Origin of the sequence: Pseudomonas sp. PDNC002, from assembly GCF_016919445.1 — a bacterium.
GTDB lineage: Bacteria > Pseudomonadota > Gammaproteobacteria > Pseudomonadales > Pseudomonadaceae > Pseudomonas.
The window spans coordinates 5368538-5385897 of sequence record NZ_CP070356.1 but is presented as its reverse complement, the minus strand read 5'-3'; the positions used below and the strand labels follow the sequence as shown (position 1 = coordinate 5385897).

Genomic DNA, 17360 nt, shown 5'->3' with positions numbered 1-17360 from the left:
TGTACGTGGAGCGGTCCTTGATTTATGCGAATCACACATCTTCGCCAATTCATCCTCGCCGCCGAGGAAGTATCTTCCGGCAACAGTTCTGGATACCCAGCCAAAGGTTCCGCCCAGCTCGCCGAATTCTCGGAGCTGGAGGCATTCCTCGGCGCCCGCCTGTTCAGGCAGGAGCGCCGCGCGATGCGCCTGACGGTTGCCGGCAAGCTATTCCTGCAGGACGCTCGGCGGCTTGTGGCGATGTTCGAGCAAGCCCAGCTCAGTGCCCAATCCGTCGAATCGGAACCGGATTGTGTCCTGCGCGTGGCGCTCTCCCACGGCCTGGGGCCAGAGTATTTCGCCGGTATGCTCGGCCAGCTTCACGAGGATGAGCCGGAGGTCCAGGTGCGATTCTTCGAGGTGTCACGGGAGCAGCAACTGGCCGGCCTTCACCAGCACGCCTACGACCTGGGATTTGCGCGATCGCCGGCGGACGGGGAGGGGTTGCTCAGCGTTCCATTCTGGGACGACAGCTTGCTGGTCGTCATTCCAGGCCTGCATCCCCTGGCCCCGCGCACGCAGGTCGATATCGAGTGCCTGCCGGATTTTCCCTTGCTCCTGCAATGCTCACTCCGGGATTGGCAGGTGCGCACGGTGCTGGGAGCGAGGCAGGGCGGGGGGCGCCCTGTGGAGTATGTTTCCAGCGCGGAGATGCTGCTGAGCCTGGTGAACGCTGGCTACGGGGTGGGTATCCTGCGCCAGGCGGACCTCAAGGCGAACCATCGCAGCGGCCTGGTGGTGCGACCGCTGGTCTCCTATGTCGCCAGGGAGTCGGACACGACCTGGTTGCTCCATTGCGAAGCGGTGCCGGCGCCGCACATCCAGCGCTTCATCTATCGCCTGGCGACCTATTTCGCTCGGGCCTGAGCGTCATCGGCCCGGCGTACGGATCAGCGCGGGTAGAGCGGTGGCAGGCTACTGGCTTCCGGAGGCGGCGGGGCATCCGGATCGGCGCCGGGGAGGGTGCGGATCGCTCGCCAGAGGTCTTCGCCCTGCCAGTTGCGGCCGCCTTCGCTGTCGCTGTAGAGCGCGCCGTTGAGGCCGTCCAGCGCATCGGACAAGGGCACGAAGCGCGCCGCCATGTCCGCCAGGGTTTCCGGTTGCTGGCGCGCCCAGGCATCCAGCGCCTGGCGGGTGGCATGGGAATCGTTGGCCTGGCAGGCGCGGCGCAACTCGTCCAGCAGGGTGCGGGTGCTCGGGCCGGCCTGCGCCACGCGGATCACCGCCGGCTGGCTGCGGGCACGCCACCAGAGACCGAAGCCGAGCAGTGTGGTGAGGCTGAGCAGGGCGCAGGCGAATTGCCAGACCCACAGTTGGGCGTTGTCGCCGGCGGCGGCTTCGGCGGGCGCCGAGGGGACGTCGACGTGATCGTCCAGTTGCGGATTGGCGGCGACCTGCAGGGTGCGCGCCGGCAGGCTGGTGCGTTCGACACGGCGGTCCTGGGTGTTCCACCAGACCACTTCCACCGGCGGCAATTCGAGCGTGCCCGCCTTGTCGGCGATCAGCGCTTCGCGCTCTTCGCGGCTGCCGATCACGCCTTGCTCGCCGTTTTCGTTGGCGAGTTGCGGCTGGTCGGGATAGTGGCGCAGGCCTTCCGGGAGCTTGATCGGCAGCGGCGGCAACTGGGCACTGGAAAGGCCATCCACGCGCAGCATGATGTTGCGCGTCAGGGACTCGCCAGCCTTGGCATCCTCGGGTTGCGGGTTCCAGGTTTCGCTCAGGCTCAGCGAGCGCGCCGGCAGCCAGGGGGCGTCCTTCGGGTAGTCCGCGGGCTTGGGGTCGACCTGCAGCGGAATGCTCGGCGAGATGACGCGCACCTGCTTGCCCGGTTGCGGGCCGAAGGGGTTGTAGTCGTCGCTGCGGCGCTGCGCGACCTGGGTGGCATTGAAGGCCTGGCCGGGGATTTCCAGGCTGCCGCTCTTCTGCGGGAAGATGGCGTAGCGCACCTCGATCACGCCGTGGCGCACTCCGTTGATGTCCTTCTCGTAGGTGCGCGGCTCGCCCAGTTGCTCGACGCGGGCGTCGTTCATGCGCAGCGGCGTCAGGCTGCTGTCGTCGTACAGCGACACCGAATGGTAGATGCGCAGGGTGAGGATCACCTGCGACTGCACCCAGGTCTCCTCGCGGTCGACGCTGGCGTCGATGAACACCGGCGCGAGCTTCTGGGTTCCGGCATTGTCCTCGGCCTTGAGCACGTCCAGGCTGATCGGCTCGCTGGCGTTGCCGCCCAGGTGGATCGGCGGAATCTCGACGCTGCCTTCATTGCGTGGCTGCAGGGTGATGATCCAGCGCGTGGTGGCCTGGGCCTTGCCGTTGAGCGTGGTCAGGCGGTTGACCTGGCGGGTGCCGAGCACCACGAACTGGTCGTCCAGCGGCTTGAGGTCGGGCTTGCCGAACAGCGTCGGGTCGTCGGACTCCAGCGTCAGCTCGACGCTTTCGCCCTGGGTCAGGCGCGTGCGGTCGACACTGGCGGTGAAGCTGGCCTCGGCGCGGAAGGCGGCGAGGCAGAGCAGGGTCAGGCAGATCAGCCTTTTCATGGGGTCGGTTCCTGGCGCTGCTGCTGTTGCTGGTACCAGAATTTCCGGCGCAACAGCTCGGACGGATCGTCGGGAATCTGCCGCAGCCACTGTTCCAGGGCCTGACGGCGCTCGTCACCCAGTGGACCGGCATCCTCCGGGTTGGTTTCCTGTTCTTCGCGAGTGTCGTCGCCGGGCTTGTCGCTCTGGCTGGCGGAGGGGCGGTCGGACTCCTGCGAGGGGTTCTTCGCCGCTGGCGCCGGTTTTGAATCGCGCTCGCTGGAGTGTTCTTCCTCACTCTGCTGATCCTGCGGCTTGGCTGCCTGAGGATCGCTGCTCTCGGCAGGGTCGCGGTTTTCCTGCGGCGGCTGCGCCTCGCCGTTGCCCGACGGGTTCTCCTTGCGCTGGCGCAACAGGTCTTCCAGCAGGGCCTTGTTGCGCTTGGCGGCTGCCAGTTCCGGGTCGCGTTCCAACGCCTGGTCGTAGGCGTCGATGGCGGCTTCCAATTCGTTCTGTCTCGCCAGGGCGTTACCCCGGTTGTAGTGGTCGGCGGCCTCGTCGCCCTGGGAGAAGGCCTGGGCAGCGTCGACATAATCGCCGGCGCGGTACAGCGCCAGGCCGCGCCAGCGGAAGTCCTGGAACTGCTCGGCGGCTTCGGCGGGCTTGCCGGCATCGAGCAGGCGATGCCCCTGCTGGTCGGGACGCAGCCAGAGGTCATTGAACTCCAGCGCGTTGGCGTCCTGCGGCGGCGCCCACAGCAACGGCAGTAACAGCGGCAGGCTGAACAGCCAGCCGCGCCGGCCGGCGCAGGCGGCTAGCAACAGGAGTGGCAGCAGTAGCCAGTAGCCTTGATCGGCCCAGCGTTGCAGGCGCATCAGCGCATCCTCCTCGCTCACCTGCAGGCCCTGGGTGTTATCCAGCAGGCCCAGTGTGCGCAGGTCGCCCGTGCTGGCGCGCAGCCGCTGGAAGCGTCCGCCCATGTCCGTGGTGAAGGCGCGCAGCGAGCTTTCATCCAGGCGCGGGACGAGGATGTCGCCCTGGTCGTTCTTCAGGAAGGTGCCGTCTTCCTGGGCGATGGGCGCACCGCCGGCGGTGCCCACGGCGAGCAGCAGCAGGTCCTTGCCCTTGCCCTTGAGGGCCTGGCGGATGCCCTGGCGTTCGCGGGCATCCAGCGAGCTGGTGATCAGCAGGATGCGCCCATTGCCTTCGGCGCCGTTGTCCAGCAGCCGGCGCGCCTGGGCCACGGCGAGGTCGGCGCGCTGGCCGGGTTCGGGCATGATCGAGGGCTTGAGCGCGTCGAGCAGGTTGCGCGCGGTGCCCAGGTCGTTGGACAGCGGCACCAGCGTGTGGGCGCTGCCGGCGTAGACGACGATGGCGGTCTGCGCGTCGCTGCGGCTCTGCAGCAGGTCGAGCAGCTTGCGCCGGGCCTGTTCCAGGCGCGTCGGCTTGAGGTCGGTGGCGAGCATCTGCGGGGTGAGTTCCAGCACCACTACCAGCGGATCGCTGCGCTCCATCGCGGGCTGCTCCAGCTGCTGCCAGCTCGGCCCGAGCAGGGCGAGCACGGCGAGCAGCCAGGCGATGCCGAGATAGATCCAGGGCCGCCGCTCATGACGTCCGCTACCCCCGGCGAGCAGCCAGGGATGGAAGGCTGGCGGCAGCAGCAGTTGCCAGCGACCGGCGCGGCGCTCGCGGTGCCAGAGTTTCCACAGCAGCCAGCCGAGCAGCGGTAGCAGGAGCAACCACCAGGGGCGCAGCAGGTGCGGCCAGAGTGCACTCATGGCTGACGCTCCTTGCGCAAGCGCGCCAGCCATGCGGGCAGGCGCCACTCCTCGGGCGGCCAGAGGGTCCCGACCACCAGCGCCACGCTGACCAGCAGGGCCAGCAGCAGCGGCCAGCTATAAAGGGCGATGGCGGGACGTGCCTGGGTGGGCTTCTGCTCCACCGGTTCCAGTTGGTCGAGGCTGTCGGAGATGCGTTGCAGCTCTTCGCCATTGCGCGCACGGAAATACTGGCCGCCCGTGGTTTCGGCGATGGACTTCAGCGCCGGCTCGTCCAGGTCCAGGCCCGGGTTGAGGCCGAACAGGCCGGCCACGCCGCCCTGTTGCGGATCGGCGCCGATACCGATGGTGTAGACCTTCACGTGCTCCTCGGCGGCCAGGCGCGCGGCGGTCTGCGGGGATATCTCGCCGGCGGTGTTGGCGCCGTCGGTGATCAGCACCAGCACGCGGCTTTCGGCGGGGCGCTGACGCAGGCGCTTGACCGCCAGGCCGATGGCGTCGCCCAGCGCGGTGTCCTTGCCGGCGATGCCAATCAACGCCTCGTCCAGCCAGACGCGAACGGTGTGGCGGTCGAAGGTCAGCGGCGCCTGCAGGTAGGCGCGGGTGCCGAACAGGATCAGTCCGACACGATCCCCCCGTCGCCCTTCGATGAAGTCACCGAACAGCTTCTTCACCAGTTCCAGGCGGCTGACCTCGGCGCCGTCCCAGGTCATGTCGGCGTAATCCATGGAGCCGGAGACATCCACCGCCACCAGCAGGTCGCGGCCGGTGGCAGGAATCGGCAACGGTTCGCCCACCCACTGCGGGCGCGCGGCGGCCAGCAGCAGGCAGAGCCAGAGCAGGGCGAAGGGTGCCTGCTGGCGCCAGGCCGGCAGGCGCGCGCGGGCTCGGCGGCCGGCGAGGCCTTCGAGTTCCTTGAGGAAGCTGACCTTGAGCGCCGCCTCGCCGTTGTCGGCGGGCGGCAGGATGAAGCGCATCACCCACGGCAGCGGGGCAAGCAGGAAGATCCACGGCCAGGCGAACTCAAACATGCTTGCGCACCCAGGTTTCCACGGCGGCGGCGAGGCCGTCGATGGCCTTGTCGTCCAGCTTGCATTCGGCGCGGTAGCCGCCTTCCACCAGGATCATCCAGCGGGTCAGACCCGCGGCCGGGCAGCGGGTGTCGAGGAAGGCCAGCCAGGCGCGGCCGCTGAGGGTATGGCTATGGCTATCGGGCCAGCGCGCTCGGGAGAGACGCTTGAGCAGGCCGTTGAGCGATTGCAGCCAGGGGCCGGCGGGCGCGTGATCGTAAGGGCGCGGCAGGCGCTTGAGTTCTTCCAGCGCGGCTTCGCGCAGCGGGTCCAGCGGCGTCTCTTCGACGACCCTGGCCTTGCGCTTGGGCAGCCAGCGCCGGCGGTTGCGCCACAGCAGCCAGAGCAGCAGCGGCACCAGCGCGGCAAGCAGCCACCAGCCCGGTGCCGGCGGCCACCAGGGCACCGCGGCCGGTTCGATCAAGGGTTCCAGCTGGTCGAGCGGGTTCATTTGGCGTACCCCGGCTGGTGCTGTTCCAGCAGGTTGCGCAGTTGCTCCACCAGTTCTTCCTGGGTGGTCAGCGGCAGCAGTGGCACGCCCAGTCGCAGGGCCAGGCGCTGCCAGCGTTCGCGGCGTGCTTCACCGAGGGCGCGGTAGGCCAGGCGCTGTTCGTCGATGTGGGTGTCCAGTTCCAACTGTGCCAGACCCTCCGCGAATCTCAGCAGCCCGGCGGCGGGCAGGGCGTGGTCGAGCGGGTCGGACACCGGCAGCATCACCAGGTCGGTGTGCCGCGCCAGCAGGGACAATTGCTGTTCGGCCACGTCGCTGAGCGCGCGCTCGTCGCACATCACCATGATCAGGCTGCCGGGCCGCAGCACTTCGCGGGCGCGGCGCAGGGCCATGCCGAAGCCGTCGCCGCTGTGGTTGAGATTGGAGCCGGCGAGCAGGGCGTTGTTGGCGCGCACGATCAGGTTGAACAACTGCAGCAGGCTCTGCTTGCTGCGCCGTGGCTTGATCTCGTGGCATTCGCTGTCGGTGAAGACCAGCCCGCCGATGCGGTCGTTGTGCGCCAGCGCGGCCCAGCCGACGAAGGCGGCGGCGCGTGCGGCAAGCACGGACTTGAAGGACTGCCCGGAGCCGAAGAACATCCGCGCGCTCTGTTCCACCAGGACGTACACCGGGCGCTCGCGCTCCTCATGGAACAGCTTGGTGTGCGGCTCCTGGCTGCGCGCGGTGACGCGCCAGTCGATGGTGCGCACGTCGTCGCCGGCCTGGTACACGCGCACCTGGTCGAAGTCCACGCCACGACCGCGCAGGCGCGAGTGGTGCAGGCCGATCAGCGGGCTGCGCCGCGAGGGCGTGGAGAACAGCTGGACTTCGCGCAGGCGGTGACGGATCTCGATCAGCTCGCCGAGCGAGACGGCCACGCCGGGCGCCAGGACATTGTGCATGTCAGGCGACGGCGACCACGTCGAGGATGCGCTGGACCACGCGGTCCTGGTCGATCCCGGCGGCTTCCGCCTCGAAGGTGAGGATCAGGCGGTGACGCAGCACATCGAAGAGCATCGCCTGGATGTCTTCGGGGCTGACGAAATCGCGGCCGGCCAGCCAGGCGTGGGCGCGTGCGCAGCGGTCCAGGGCAATGGAGCCGCGCGGGCTGGCGCCATAGGACAGCCATTCGGCCAGCTCGGCGTCGTACTTGGCCGGGGTGCGCGTGGCCATGATCAGCTGCACCAGGTATTCCTCCACGGCGTCGGCCATGTACAGGCCGAGGATTTCGTGGCGCGCGGCGAAGATGGCTTCCTGGGTGACCCGGCGCTCGGGTTTGGTCTCGCCGTTCAGTGCTTCGCCGCGGGCCTGCTGGAGGATGCGACGCTCCACCGAGGCTTCCGGATAGCCGATCTTCACGTGCATCAGGAAGCGGTCGAGCTGCGCTTCGGGCAGCGGGTAGGTGCCTTCCTGCTCGATGGGGTTCTGCGTCGCCATCACCAGGAACAGCGGCGGCAGGTCGTAGGTGCTGCGGCCCACGCTGACCTGGCGCTCGGCCATGGCTTCGAGCAGCGCGGACTGCACCTTGGCCGGCGCACGGTTGATTTCGTCGGCCAGCACCAGGTGGTGGAAGATCGGCCCCTGCTGGAACACGAAGCTGCCGTTCTCCGGGCGATAGATCTCGGTGCCGGTGATGTCCGCCGGGAGCAGGTCGGGGGTGAACTGGATGCGGTGGAATTCGGCTTCCAGGCCTTCGGCCAGGTCCTTGATCGCCTTGGTCTTGGCCAGGCCCGGCGCGCCTTCCACCAGCAGGTGGCCGTCGGCGATCAGGGCGATGAGCAGCCGCTCGATGAGCTTTTCCTGGCCGAGGATCTGGCTGGAGAGATACTGGCGCAGTGCAAGGAGCGACTCACGATGTTCCATCGCGTGGATTTCCTGGACGAGGGGTGGGGCTGTAGGACCGCCTACTTTACTGCATCGGCCCTCACTCTTGCAGCGCTGTGCTGCGAGCCCTGTGCGGCGCTACCGGTTCCTGTGGCATCGCGACGCCGGGCAGGGGCGTCAGGCAGCGCAGCGCGCTGTTGGCGTTGCGCTGATGGCGCATGTCGCGGGCGCCGCCATGGACCACCGCAAAGCGGTAGACCCAGGCCACCAGGCGCGGCATTCCGGCCTCCAGCAGCATGCGGTGGAACAGCTCGTCCGCCTCGGCCTTGGTCACCGGGGCGACGTTGAGGAACTGGTACAGCGCGTCGTGGACCAGGCTGGCATGGTGCGCCACCGGCCAGAACATCACGCGCTCCTTCTGCTTGCCGTGGCGCAGGCACTGCACGCTTTCCAGGTGTTCCCACCAGTCCGGCGTGCCAAGAGTCGCAATCCAGAAGAACGGCACCTTCGGCGAGCAGCCGTCCCAGGCGTAGGTGCGCGTGCAGCCGAAGTCGTAGGTGACGGTGCCGGCGCTGAGATCCACGCTGGCGGGACCGGGATTGATGATGATGCGCCCGTCGTGCACCACCAGCCATTCGCTATAGAAGAAGCGGCCCTTGAAGAGGTCGTCCTCGCGCACCAGCGGGAAGTCGATGTAGTTGATCCAGGGACCATTGCGGTCGCGACTGCAGAAGCCCCAGGCGCGCACCGAGCATTCCCGTGCCGCCTCGACCCGGCGCAGGCGTTCGCGGCGGCCTACCCAGCGCGGCAGGAACACCCCGAGGTAGACGGGAATGGCGCCCAGCAGCAGCGGGCGGACGGCTTCGTCGAGAAACAACCAGGCCAACACCACCAGTGCCACGCCCAGCAGGGTGACCAGCAGGTTGTCCAGGTGACGCAGCAGCGGGCGGTGCAGGGGTGGGTGGCGTTGCATGGCGTCCGTTCCAGGCGAGGGGACTCCATGATAGCGCTTTGATATTTCCTACGGCACTTGCGGAACGATCGTGCCGTGAAATTTGTCGCTTCCCTGGGAATGTAGTGCCTGCATGCCGTTGAACGAATATGTCGCAGCCCCGTAAGCCAGTGCCGGCCGACTCCCGATAAGCTCGGTGGGATCGGTGACCGCCCGGTCGGGGCTGTCAATCGAGGGTCACACTGCCCGGCTATACCTGTGGCCCGACACGAGACGATATGCGTTCTACGCTCAATCCAAATAAAACGAGCCCAGCGGAGTAACAACATGGCGTTCTTCACCGCAGCCAGCAAAGCCGACTTCCAGCAACAACTGAAAGCGGCCCTGGCGCAGCACGTCGACGACAAGGGTCTGCCACAAGTGGCCCTGTTCGCCGAGCAGTTCTTCGGCTTCATCTCCCTCGACGAATTGACCCAGCGCAGGCTGTCCGACCTGGTCGGCTGCACGTTGTCTTCCTGGCGCCTGTTGGAACGCTTCGACCCCGCCCAGCCCGAAGTGACGGTGTACAACCCCGACTACGAGAAGCATGGCTGGCAGTCCACCCACACCGCTGTGCAGGTGCTGCACCCGGACCAGCCGTTCCTGGTCGACTCGGTGCGCATGGAACTGAACCGTCGCGGCTACAGCATCCACACCTTGCAAACCAACGTGCTCAGCGTGCGTCGCAATGCCAAGGGCGAACTGCTGGAAATCCTGCCCAAGAACAGCACCGGCAAGGACGTGCGCCAGGAATCGCTGATGTACCTGGAGATCGACCGCGTCTCCCAGACCGGCGAGCTGCGCACCCTGGAAAAGGCCCTGCTGGAAGTGCTCGGCGAAGTCCGCCTGGCGGTCGCCGACTTCCCGGCCATGCGCAGCAAGGCCGAAGAGCTGCTGGCCTGGCTGGGCAAGTCCAAGTCCAAGGCCCGCGCGGAAGAGACCGCCGAAGTGCGCGCCTTCCTCGAATGGCTGCTGGACGACCACTTCACCTTCCTCGGCTATGAAGAATTCACCGTGCAGGAGGAGGCCGACGGTGGCCACCTGGTGTACGACGACAAGGCCTTCCTCGGCCTGACCAAGTTGCTGCGCGCCGGCCTGAACAAGGACGACCTGCACATCGAGGACTACGCGGTGGCCTACCTGCGCGAGCCGGTGCTGCTGTCCTTCGCCAAGGCCTCGCAGCCCAGCCGCGTGCACCGCCCGGCCTACCCGGACTACGTGTCGATCCGCGAGATCGATGCCAAGGGCAAGGTCGTCCGCGAGTTCCGCTTCCTCGGCCTGTACACCTCCGCGGTCTACGCCGAGAGCGTGTTCGACATCCCGTTCATTCGCGGCAAGGTCGCTGCCGTCCTGAAAGACTCCGGCCTGGACAGCAAGGCGCACCTGGGCAAGGAGCTGGCGCAGATTCTCGAGGTGCTGCCGCGCGACGACCTGTTCCAGACGCCGGTGGACGAGCTGCACAGCACCGCCATGTCCATCGTGCAGATCCAGGAACGCAACAAGATCCGCCTGTTCCTGCGCAAGGACCCGTACGGCCGCTTCGCCTACTGCCTGGCCTACGTGCCGCGCGACATCTATTCCACCGAAACACGGATGAAGATCCAGCAGGTGCTGATGGAGCGCCTGAAGGCCAGCGACTGCGAGTTCTGGACCTTCTTCTCCGAATCCACCCTGGCCCGTGTGCAATTCATCCTGCGCGTCGATCCGAAGAATCGCATCGACGTCGACGCCGCCCAGCTGGAGCAGGAAGCCATCCAGGCCTGCCGCTCCTGGCAGGACGACTACGCCGCGCTGGTGCTGGAGAACTTCGGCGAAGGCCAAGGCAACAACCTGCTGGAAGACTTCCCCAAGGGCTTCCCGGCCGGCTACCGCGAGCGCTTCGCCCCGCATTTCGCGGTGGTCGACCTGCAGCACCTGTCCAGCCTGGGCGACAGCCGCCCGCTGGTGATGAGCTTCTACCAGCCGCTGGCCCAGGGTGAGCAGCAGTTGCACTGCAAGCTCTACCACGCCGATACGCCGCTGGCGCTGTCGGACGTCCTGCCGATCCTGGAGAACCTCGGCCTGCGCGTGCTCGGCGAGTTCCCCTACCGCCTGCGCCACACCAACGGCCGCGAATACTGGATCCACGACTTCGCCTTCACCTACGCCGAAGGCCTGGACGTCAACATCCAGGAACTCAACGAAACCCTGCAGGACGCCTTCGTCCACATCGTCAACGGCGATGCCGAGAACGACGCCTTCAACCGCCTGGTGCTGACCGCCGGCCTGCCCTGGCGCGACGTGGCGCTGCTGCGCGCCTACGCCCGCTACCTCAAGCAGATCCGCCTGGGCTTCGACCTGGGCTACATCGCCAGCGCGCTGAATGCCCATGTGGACATCGCCCGCGAACTGGTGCGCCTGTTCAAGACCCGTTTCTACCTGGCGCGCAAACTCACCGCCGAAGACCTGGAAGACAAGCAGCAGAAGCTGGAACAGGCGATCCTCGCGGCCCTGGACAATGTCCAGGTGCTCAACGAGGACCGCATCCTGCGGCGCTACCTCGACCTGATCAAGGCGACCCTGCGCACCAACTTCTACCAGCCGGATGCCGCCGGACAGAACAAGAGCTACTTCAGCTTCAAGTTCAACCCCAAGGCCATTCCGGAAATCCCGCGGCCGACGCCGAAGTTCGAAATCTTCGTCTACTGCCCGCGCGTGGAAGGCGTGCACCTGCGCTTCGGCGACGTGGCCCGTGGCGGCCTGCGCTGGTCCGATCGCGAGGAAGACTACCGCACCGAAGTGCTGGGCCTGGTGAAGGCGCAGCAGGTGAAGAACGCGGTGATCGTGCCCACTGGCGCCAAGGGCGGCTTCATCCCGCGTCGCCTGCCGGTCGGCGGCAACCGCGATGAGATCCAGGCCGAGGCCATCGCCTGCTACCGCATCTTCATCTCCGGCCTGCTGGACATTACCGACAACCTCAAGGAAGGCCAGGTCGTGCCGCCGGCCAACGTGGTGCGCCACGATGCCGACGATCCCTACCTGGTGGTGGCGGCGGACAAGGGCACCGCGACCTTCTCCGACATCGCCAACGGCCTCTCCGCCGACTACAACTTCTGGCTCGGCGACGCCTTCGCTTCCGGCGGCTCCGCAGGCTACGACCACAAAGGCATGGGCATCACCGCCCGTGGCGGCTGGGTCTCGGTGCAGCGTCACTTCCGCGAACGCGGCATCGATGTGCAAAAGGACAGCGTCACCGTCATCGGCATCGGCGACATGGCCGGCGACGTGTTCGGCAACGGCCTGCTGATGTCCGACAAACTGCAGATGGTCGCGGCCTTCAACCATCTGCACATCTTCCTCGACCCGAATCCGGACCCGGCGGCGAGCTTCGCCGAGCGCCAGCGCCTGTTCAACCTGCCGCGCTCCAGCTGGGCCGACTACGACGCCTCGCTGATTTCCGCCGGCGGCGGCATCTTCCTGCGCAGCGCCAAGAGCATCACCCTGACGCCGGAAGTGCGCGCGCGCTTCGACATCGATGCCGAGCGCCTGACGCCCACCGAGCTGATCCATGCGCTACTCAAGGCGCCGGTGGACCTGCTGTGGAACGGCGGCATCGGCACCTACGTGAAGTCCAGCGATGAGACCCATGCCGACGTCGGCGACAAGGCCAACGACGGCCTGCGCGTGGACGGCCGCGATCTGCGGGTGAAGGTGGTGGGCGAGGGCGGCAACCTCGGCATGACGCAACTGGCGCGGGTCGAGTACGGCCTCAACGGCGGCGCATGCAATACCGACTTCATCGATAACGCCGGTGGTGTGGACTGCTCCGACCACGAGGTGAACATCAAGATCCTGCTCAACGAGGTGGTGACCGCCGGCGACATGACCAGCAAGCAGCGCAACAAGCTGCTGGCGGAAATGACCGACCAGGTGTCCGAGCTGGTGCTGGGCAACAACTACAAGCAGACCCAGGCGCTGTCCCTGGCCGAACGTCGCGCCCGCGAGCGCATCGCCGAGTACAAGCGGCTGATGAGCGACCTCGAAGGCCGTGGCAAGCTGGACCGCGCGCTGGAGTTCCTGCCGACCGACGATGCACTGGCAGAGCGCATCGCCGCCGGACAGGGGCTGACGCGTGCGGAGCTGTCCGTGCTGATCTCCTACAGCAAGATCGATCTGAAGGAGCAACTGCTGGGCTCGCTGGTACCGGATGATGACTACTTGACCCGCGACATGGAGACGGCCTTCCCGCAGACCCTGGTCGATACCTTCGGCCCGGCCATGCGCAGGCACCGCCTGAAGCGCGAGATCGTCAGCACGCAGATCGCCAACGACCTGATCAACCACATGGGCATCACCTTCGTGCAGCGCCTGAAAGAATCCACCGGCATGACGCCGGCGAATGTGGCGGGCGCCTACGTGATCGTGCGCGATATCTTCCACCTGCCGCACTGGTTCCGTCAGATCGAGCAACTGGACTACCAGGTGCCGGCGGAAGTCCAGCTGACCCTGATGGACGAGCTGATGCGCCTGGGCCGCCGCGCGACCCGCTGGTTCCTGCGCAGCCGCCGCAACGAGCAGGACGCCGCCCGCGACGTGGCGCACTTCGGTCCGCGTATCGCCGCCCTCGGCCTGAAGCTCAACGAACTGCTGGAAGGCCCGACCCGCGAGCTGTGGCAAGCGCGCTACCAGGCCTACGTCGATGCCGGCGTGCCGGAGCTGCTGGCGCGGATGGTCGCTGGCACCAGTCACCTTTATACCCTGCTGCCGATCGTCGAAGCGGCGGACGTCACCGGCCGCGACCCGGCCGACGTGGCGCGCGCCTACTTCGCCCTGGGCAGCGAGCTTGAGTTGACCTGGTACCTGCAGCAGATCAGCTCTCTGCCGGTGGAGAATAACTGGCAGGCGCTGGCCCGCGAGGCGTTCCGCGATGACCTGGACTGGCAGCAGCGGGCGATCACTGTTTCGGTGCTGCAGATGCAGGACGGTCCGGCGGAGATCGATGCGCGGGTGGCGTTGTGGTTGGAACAGCATGCTCCGCTGGTCGCGCGCTGGCGCGCCATGCTCACCGAGCTACGGGCTTCCACCAGCACCGACTACGCCATGTACGCTGTGGCCAACCGCGAGCTGCTCGACCTGGCCCAGAGCAACCAGCAGGGTGCGCCGACGTCCTGATGCGCGCCGCTCGTTAACCTTTTGATGCTCCAGCCCCGCCTAGTGCGGGGCTTTTTTTCGACTGTGGCCTGGAATCCGAAGGGCTTTCGTAGAGGTGGACCTGTTCCGCGATCCCGCCGCAGGGTCGACGACATACGCAGCACGAAGAGGTGTTTCCCCGATGGGCACGGATTCCGCTGTCAGGGATTTCGCGGACAAGGTCCGCTCATACAGATGCGCGAAGGTGAGCGGCTTCGGCGCCTCAGCTCCCGCTACGACCATCCTCGCGCGGCTCGGTCAGGGCGCGGCGGTACTTGGCATACAGGTCGTCGGACATGTTGCTGGCCCCCAGCATTTTCAGCGCGAAGGACTTCACCTGCTCGTCGCTGTAGGGCTGTTGCTGCGGCGCCGGTTGGCTGCTGCAGCCCACCAGCCACAAGGGCGTGATCAGGGAGAGAAGGGCGAGGGCACGGGTCATGGTTTTCACACGCAGGCTGGTTCGGGACGGGTGTCAGGCTATCAACCGCTCTTTGTGAGCAGAAATCATCCCGTTCAATAGTGGGTATTGCTCTGGCGACTTCCGACAGACCTGTCTGTCAGAAGGTTCCCCGGCTACGGCGTTTTTCCACAAATACGGATATTCTTCGCGGCTGTTCATCTCTCGCCAGGATTTCCCCATGAAAGCGCAACTCGTCGAACTCCTCACGCTGATCAGCTCCGGCTGCCTGGGTGAAGCCGAGATCGAGCAGATAGCTGGCGAGGCCGCCCAGGCCTACGCCGATCCGCAAGCGTTCCTCGCTGCCAATCCGGACATCAATTACGACGACAGCTTCCCGATCCCGTTGGGCGAGTGGGTGGTGACGGGCAGCCTGCCGGAGATCGTGCTGTTCCAGGGCGACAGCTTCGAGGAACTGTTCGGCGAGATTCGCGCGTCGTTCGATCCCAGCGTCAACTTCGTCCTGCAGGCGAAGCAACTGCGCAAGACCGAGCCGCTGGCCGCGCTGAACCGTATCCAGACGCAGCTCGGCGCGCTCTATCCGGAGAAGGGCGGCTATGTGCTGGTGGACTTCAGCGAGTCGCTGGACACCGAGTTGCAGACAGTGCTGGTCTATCGCCAGGATCTGCAGCGCATGATGGCGCTGTGCGTGGAGATCGGCATTCCCGCCGCCCCCGCTCTTGAGGCCGCGCAGCGCGCCGATCAGGACTGAGCTGGGTCCCGGCGCGACGGACGAAAGTTGCCGATGTTCGTCGGCAGCCAGCGATAGTAGAAGTGGAAGGCGAACAGCCTGGGATGGCGGCACGTGCATAGCACGGGTTGGCGGTCGAGCTCGGGCTCCTGCATGTGCAGCAGACCGATGCGCTGGAAGTCCCGCAAGGCCTCGCATTCGTCGTGATCGAGGAGGACCTGCCGGCCGCGCGCCAGGTCGGCGGCGCCGAGGCAGATGCGTGGCAGCAGCGAGGTGCTCATTGTTTGGCGTCCGTTTGCTTGAGCATGGCGCTAAGATCCACCATGAGGTGGCCGCCGATATAGCGGGACGGTACCTCGCCGAGGTCGATCCAGCGCCGTACCACCGCCATCCGATCGGTCATGCCGATCAACTGTGCAAAGCGCTCGGGCGTCAGGTAATACTTGCCCTGGATTAAATCCGGAGAGAACGGTTCTTCCACATTCATGCGGCATCCTGCACCATCGGCAATCGCTGGAAACGTGCGGTGTTGACCGCCTGTTGAGTGGCTAATTTATCCTAATTATTAGGAAAAATGGTAGCACCTCGAAGTCTCGGAAACTGACTACATATGGTGAAGAAATACTTCCTGTTCACTGCGGGAGAAAGACTACGGGCGCTTCGTGCGCTCACAGGCCTGTCTCGCCGCGCATTTGCCGAAACTGTGGGAATGAAAGAGAAAGATGTGGAGAACATCGAGTACGGCAACCAGCGCATGCGCGACGAGGACTTTCAAAAAGTTTGTAGTGTCTATGAGGACTTCAGCCGCTGGATCACCTACGAAGGACCGATCGATTCGGTCCAGGTGACCTGGAAGGTGGCCGACTCCGCGCAACGTGCGGCGGTCTACATGGTGAAGAGCAATCCGCAGTTGCTCCCCACGCTTGGCCTCAGCCTGGAGGAGTGGCAGACCCGGCATCACGAGGTGCTGGAAAGCCTCGATGAGGAAGAGCGGCGCATCCGCGACGACGCGGCGGAGGAGTGACGAATGCTTCAGCCCGGGTGGCCGGCGTGGCGCAGATAGTCGATCACGTCAGGCGCACCGGCGGCCCGCAAGCCCTGGCCGAAGGCGTCCGATTGCGGATGATCCCTGGGTAGCAGCAGGCTTTCCGGGGTTTCCGAGTTGAACAGGCCGAAGCGTGCGTAAGGCATGCCGGTTTCCAGCAGCAACTCCATGAAGGCCGCATCGCTCCATGCCCGGGTGGGCATGGCCAGCATGTGGAAGTCGCGCGCCAGTTCATCGATCACCGGTGCCTGCAGTTCGAAGCGCTGGATGGTCGCCGGCAGGACGATCTCCAGCCCGCGGCGCCGGGCATAGACGGCTGCGTTGGCCAGTTCGCAGGGATGGTTGTCTTCGTCCCAGAACAATCTCGTTCCATGCCATCCGGCGCTGCGCAGCTGCAACGGCGCCTTGCGCTCGAAACCTGGCAGCGCGACGCCCAGCACCTTGGTGAAATCGTTGTAACTGATGATTCGCACCCTGCGGCAGCTGTCGCTGTTGGACAGTTCTTCCAGCGAGGCGAGGTTGCTGTCGAGCTGCGCCCGGCAGCACAGGCCGTCGACGCTGCGCAGGTCAACGGCCGGCAGGTGCTCCTGATAGCTGCTGACCAGGCGCCTGAGGACGGCATGGATGCGCGCCTTGTCTTCCTGTACCGGGCCCGACAGCGCACCGCGCGGCAGGTCGATCAGGCGGTGCAGCGGTGGGCCGGACTGCCAGCCGATGCCGGCGACCAGGTCGGGCAGCGGCTCGAAGGGCAGGGTGAGCGCGCGGCTGCGCTCCGCCACGTTGTGCTCGTCGGCGCCACCAAGGCCCAGGCGCTGGGCGAGGGCGGCCAGGCGACTGGTGACGCTGCGGGGGCGAGGTGGCTGGCTCATGGACGACGCAAGACTCCCGATGGCCGGACGGTCAGTGCAGGAAGCGCCGTGCCTGTTGCGCGGCGAATTGCCCTAAGCATAGAAAACCCTGGCGCCCTTGGGCACATGCGTTGTGGCAAAATTCTTTCCTTCACGTCCGAGGTGGCCTCCATGCCGAGCGTTGTGCTGGATATCTCGCTGCCGACGCACCGGCTGCAAGCGCTTTACCGTGGGCAGGCCAACCGGATTCAGGTGGTCAGCCGCGACGGTCGGCAGGTGAATCTGCCGGCGCATCATCTGCGCCCCTTCATCACCCACACCGGGGTGCAGGGTAGCTTCGAACTGGAATTCGATGAATCCGGTCGGCTGCTGGCGCTGCGTCGCCTCGCCTGAGCGAGGGCGGACTGGCTATAATAGCGCCCCATTTTGCCGACCGATGCCC

At 66.3% G+C, this 17360-nt stretch carries 16 protein-coding genes; 5 read left to right on the top strand and 11 right to left on the bottom strand.

Annotated features, from left to right (window positions below):
* The first annotated feature begins 24 nt into the window (after positions 1-24).
* On the top strand, positions 25-906 hold the full coding sequence (locus JVX91_RS24265; protein ID WP_205336634.1) for a LysR family transcriptional regulator: 882 nt from the start codon (positions 25-27) through the stop codon (positions 904-906).
* Positions 907-929: 23 nt separating this feature from the next.
* Here the strand turns inward: JVX91_RS24265 and JVX91_RS24260 are convergent, their stop codons facing one another.
* The 7 genes from JVX91_RS24260 to JVX91_RS24230 form a co-directional block, all read right to left on the bottom strand.
* Entirely contained in the window at positions 930-2576 is a 1647-nt protein-coding gene (locus JVX91_RS24260; protein ID WP_205336633.1) for a BatD family protein, read from the bottom strand.
* Positions 2573-4333, bottom strand: coding sequence for a VWA domain-containing protein (locus tag JVX91_RS24255; RefSeq protein WP_205336632.1), 1761 nt, complete (start codon positions 4331-4333; stop codon positions 2573-2575). Before JVX91_RS24255 ends, JVX91_RS24260 begins: the two co-directional genes overlap by 4 nt.
* Positions 4330-5364, bottom strand: coding sequence for a VWA domain-containing protein (locus tag JVX91_RS24250; protein WP_205336631.1), 1035 nt, complete (start codon positions 5362-5364; stop codon positions 4330-4332). The genes JVX91_RS24255 and JVX91_RS24250 overlap by 4 nt, the downstream gene beginning before the upstream one ends.
* Positions 5357-5854: a DUF4381 domain-containing protein gene (locus JVX91_RS24245; protein WP_205336630.1), complete on the bottom strand. Its 498-nt coding sequence runs from the start codon at positions 5852-5854 to the stop codon at positions 5357-5359. Before JVX91_RS24245 ends, JVX91_RS24250 begins: the two co-directional genes overlap by 8 nt.
* A complete protein-coding gene (locus tag JVX91_RS24240) occupies positions 5851-6795 on the bottom strand; it encodes a DUF58 domain-containing protein (protein ID WP_205336629.1) in 945 nt (314 codons plus the stop codon). Before JVX91_RS24240 ends, JVX91_RS24245 begins: the two co-directional genes overlap by 4 nt.
* Before the next feature lies 1 nt (position 6796).
* Entirely contained in the window at positions 6797-7756 is a 960-nt protein-coding gene (locus tag JVX91_RS24235) for a MoxR family ATPase (RefSeq protein ID WP_038803712.1), read from the bottom strand.
* 61 nt (positions 7757-7817) lie between these two features.
* The gene (locus JVX91_RS24230) at positions 7818-8690 is read right to left on the bottom strand and encodes a DUF1353 domain-containing protein (RefSeq protein ID WP_205336628.1); all 873 of its coding nucleotides are present in this window, start codon (positions 8688-8690) and stop codon (positions 7818-7820) included.
* A 306-nt stretch (positions 8691-8996) separates the two neighbouring features.
* Between JVX91_RS24230 and JVX91_RS24225 the strand changes: the two genes are divergently transcribed.
* On the top strand, positions 8997-13859 hold the full coding sequence (locus JVX91_RS24225; RefSeq protein ID WP_205336627.1) for an NAD-glutamate dehydrogenase: 4863 nt from the start codon (positions 8997-8999) through the stop codon (positions 13857-13859).
* 241 nt (positions 13860-14100) lie between these two features.
* Here JVX91_RS24225 and JVX91_RS24220 read toward each other — a convergent pair whose 3' ends face one another.
* Positions 14101-14316 (bottom strand): hypothetical protein, encoded by a 216-nt coding sequence (locus JVX91_RS24220; protein WP_205336626.1) that lies wholly within the window; start codon positions 14314-14316, stop codon positions 14101-14103.
* A 199-nt stretch (positions 14317-14515) separates the two neighbouring features.
* Here JVX91_RS24220 and JVX91_RS24215 point away from each other — a divergent pair, with 199 nt between their 5' ends.
* The gene (locus tag JVX91_RS24215; protein ID WP_205336625.1) at positions 14516-15046 is read left to right on the top strand and encodes a hypothetical protein; all 531 of its coding nucleotides are present in this window, start codon (positions 14516-14518) and stop codon (positions 15044-15046) included.
* On the opposite strand, the gene JVX91_RS24210 is transcribed toward JVX91_RS24215, so the two are convergent.
* Both JVX91_RS24210 and JVX91_RS24205 read right to left on the bottom strand, forming a co-directional pair.
* Positions 15037-15306: a hypothetical protein gene (locus tag JVX91_RS24210; protein ID WP_205336624.1), complete on the bottom strand. Its 270-nt coding sequence runs from the start codon at positions 15304-15306 to the stop codon at positions 15037-15039. The two genes, JVX91_RS24215 and JVX91_RS24210, sit on opposite strands and share 10 nt — an antisense overlap.
* Positions 15303-15512, bottom strand: coding sequence for a DNA-binding protein (locus JVX91_RS24205; protein WP_205336623.1), 210 nt, complete (start codon positions 15510-15512; stop codon positions 15303-15305). The genes JVX91_RS24210 and JVX91_RS24205 overlap by 4 nt, the downstream gene beginning before the upstream one ends.
* 123 nt (positions 15513-15635) lie before the next feature.
* On the opposite strand from JVX91_RS24205, the gene JVX91_RS24200 reads away from it, so the two are divergent.
* Complete coding sequence (locus JVX91_RS24200) at positions 15636-16049, top strand: helix-turn-helix transcriptional regulator (RefSeq protein ID WP_205336622.1); 414 nt, start codon at positions 15636-15638, stop codon at positions 16047-16049.
* 8 nt (positions 16050-16057) lie between these two features.
* Here the strand turns inward: JVX91_RS24200 and JVX91_RS24195 are convergent, their stop codons facing one another.
* Complete coding sequence (locus tag JVX91_RS24195) at positions 16058-16939, bottom strand: DUF6685 family protein (protein WP_205336621.1); 882 nt, start codon at positions 16937-16939, stop codon at positions 16058-16060.
* A 150-nt stretch (positions 16940-17089) separates the two neighbouring features.
* On the opposite strand from JVX91_RS24195, the gene JVX91_RS24190 reads away from it, so the two are divergent.
* The gene (locus tag JVX91_RS24190) at positions 17090-17311 is read left to right on the top strand and encodes a DUF2835 domain-containing protein (RefSeq protein WP_205336620.1); all 222 of its coding nucleotides are present in this window, start codon (positions 17090-17092) and stop codon (positions 17309-17311) included.
* Positions 17312-17360: the final 49 nt, after the last annotated feature.

Coding starts and splice junctions, on each gene's coding strand:
- JVX91_RS24265 (WP_205336634.1), top strand. CDS start 25: ATGCGAATCACACATCTTCGCCAATTCATCCTCGCCGCCGAGGAAGTA.
- JVX91_RS24260 (WP_205336633.1), bottom strand. CDS start 2,576: ATGAAAAGGCTGATCTGCCTGACCCTGCTCTGCCTCGCCGCCTTCCGC.
- JVX91_RS24255 (WP_205336632.1), bottom strand. CDS start 4,333: ATGAGTGCACTCTGGCCGCACCTGCTGCGCCCCTGGTGGTTGCTCCTG.
- JVX91_RS24250 (WP_205336631.1), bottom strand. CDS start 5,364: ATGTTTGAGTTCGCCTGGCCGTGGATCTTCCTGCTTGCCCCGCTGCCG.
- JVX91_RS24245 (WP_205336630.1), bottom strand. CDS start 5,854: ATGAACCCGCTCGACCAGCTGGAACCCTTGATCGAACCGGCCGCGGTG.
- JVX91_RS24240 (WP_205336629.1), bottom strand. CDS start 6,795: ATGCACAATGTCCTGGCGCCCGGCGTGGCCGTCTCGCTCGGCGAGCTG.
- JVX91_RS24235 (WP_038803712.1), bottom strand. CDS start 7,756: ATGGAACATCGTGAGTCGCTCCTTGCACTGCGCCAGTATCTCTCCAGC.
- JVX91_RS24230 (WP_205336628.1), bottom strand. CDS start 8,690: ATGCAACGCCACCCACCCCTGCACCGCCCGCTGCTGCGTCACCTGGAC.
- JVX91_RS24225 (WP_205336627.1), top strand. CDS start 8,997: ATGGCGTTCTTCACCGCAGCCAGCAAAGCCGACTTCCAGCAACAACTG.
- JVX91_RS24220 (WP_205336626.1), bottom strand. CDS start 14,316: ATGACCCGTGCCCTCGCCCTTCTCTCCCTGATCACGCCCTTGTGGCTG.
- JVX91_RS24215 (WP_205336625.1), top strand. CDS start 14,516: ATGAAAGCGCAACTCGTCGAACTCCTCACGCTGATCAGCTCCGGCTGC.
- JVX91_RS24210 (WP_205336624.1), bottom strand. CDS start 15,306: ATGAGCACCTCGCTGCTGCCACGCATCTGCCTCGGCGCCGCCGACCTG.
- JVX91_RS24205 (WP_205336623.1), bottom strand. CDS start 15,512: ATGAATGTGGAAGAACCGTTCTCTCCGGATTTAATCCAGGGCAAGTAT.
- JVX91_RS24200 (WP_205336622.1), top strand. CDS start 15,636: ATGGTGAAGAAATACTTCCTGTTCACTGCGGGAGAAAGACTACGGGCG.
- JVX91_RS24195 (WP_205336621.1), bottom strand. CDS start 16,939: ATGAGCCAGCCACCTCGCCCCCGCAGCGTCACCAGTCGCCTGGCCGCC.
- JVX91_RS24190 (WP_205336620.1), top strand. CDS start 17,090: ATGCCGAGCGTTGTGCTGGATATCTCGCTGCCGACGCACCGGCTGCAA.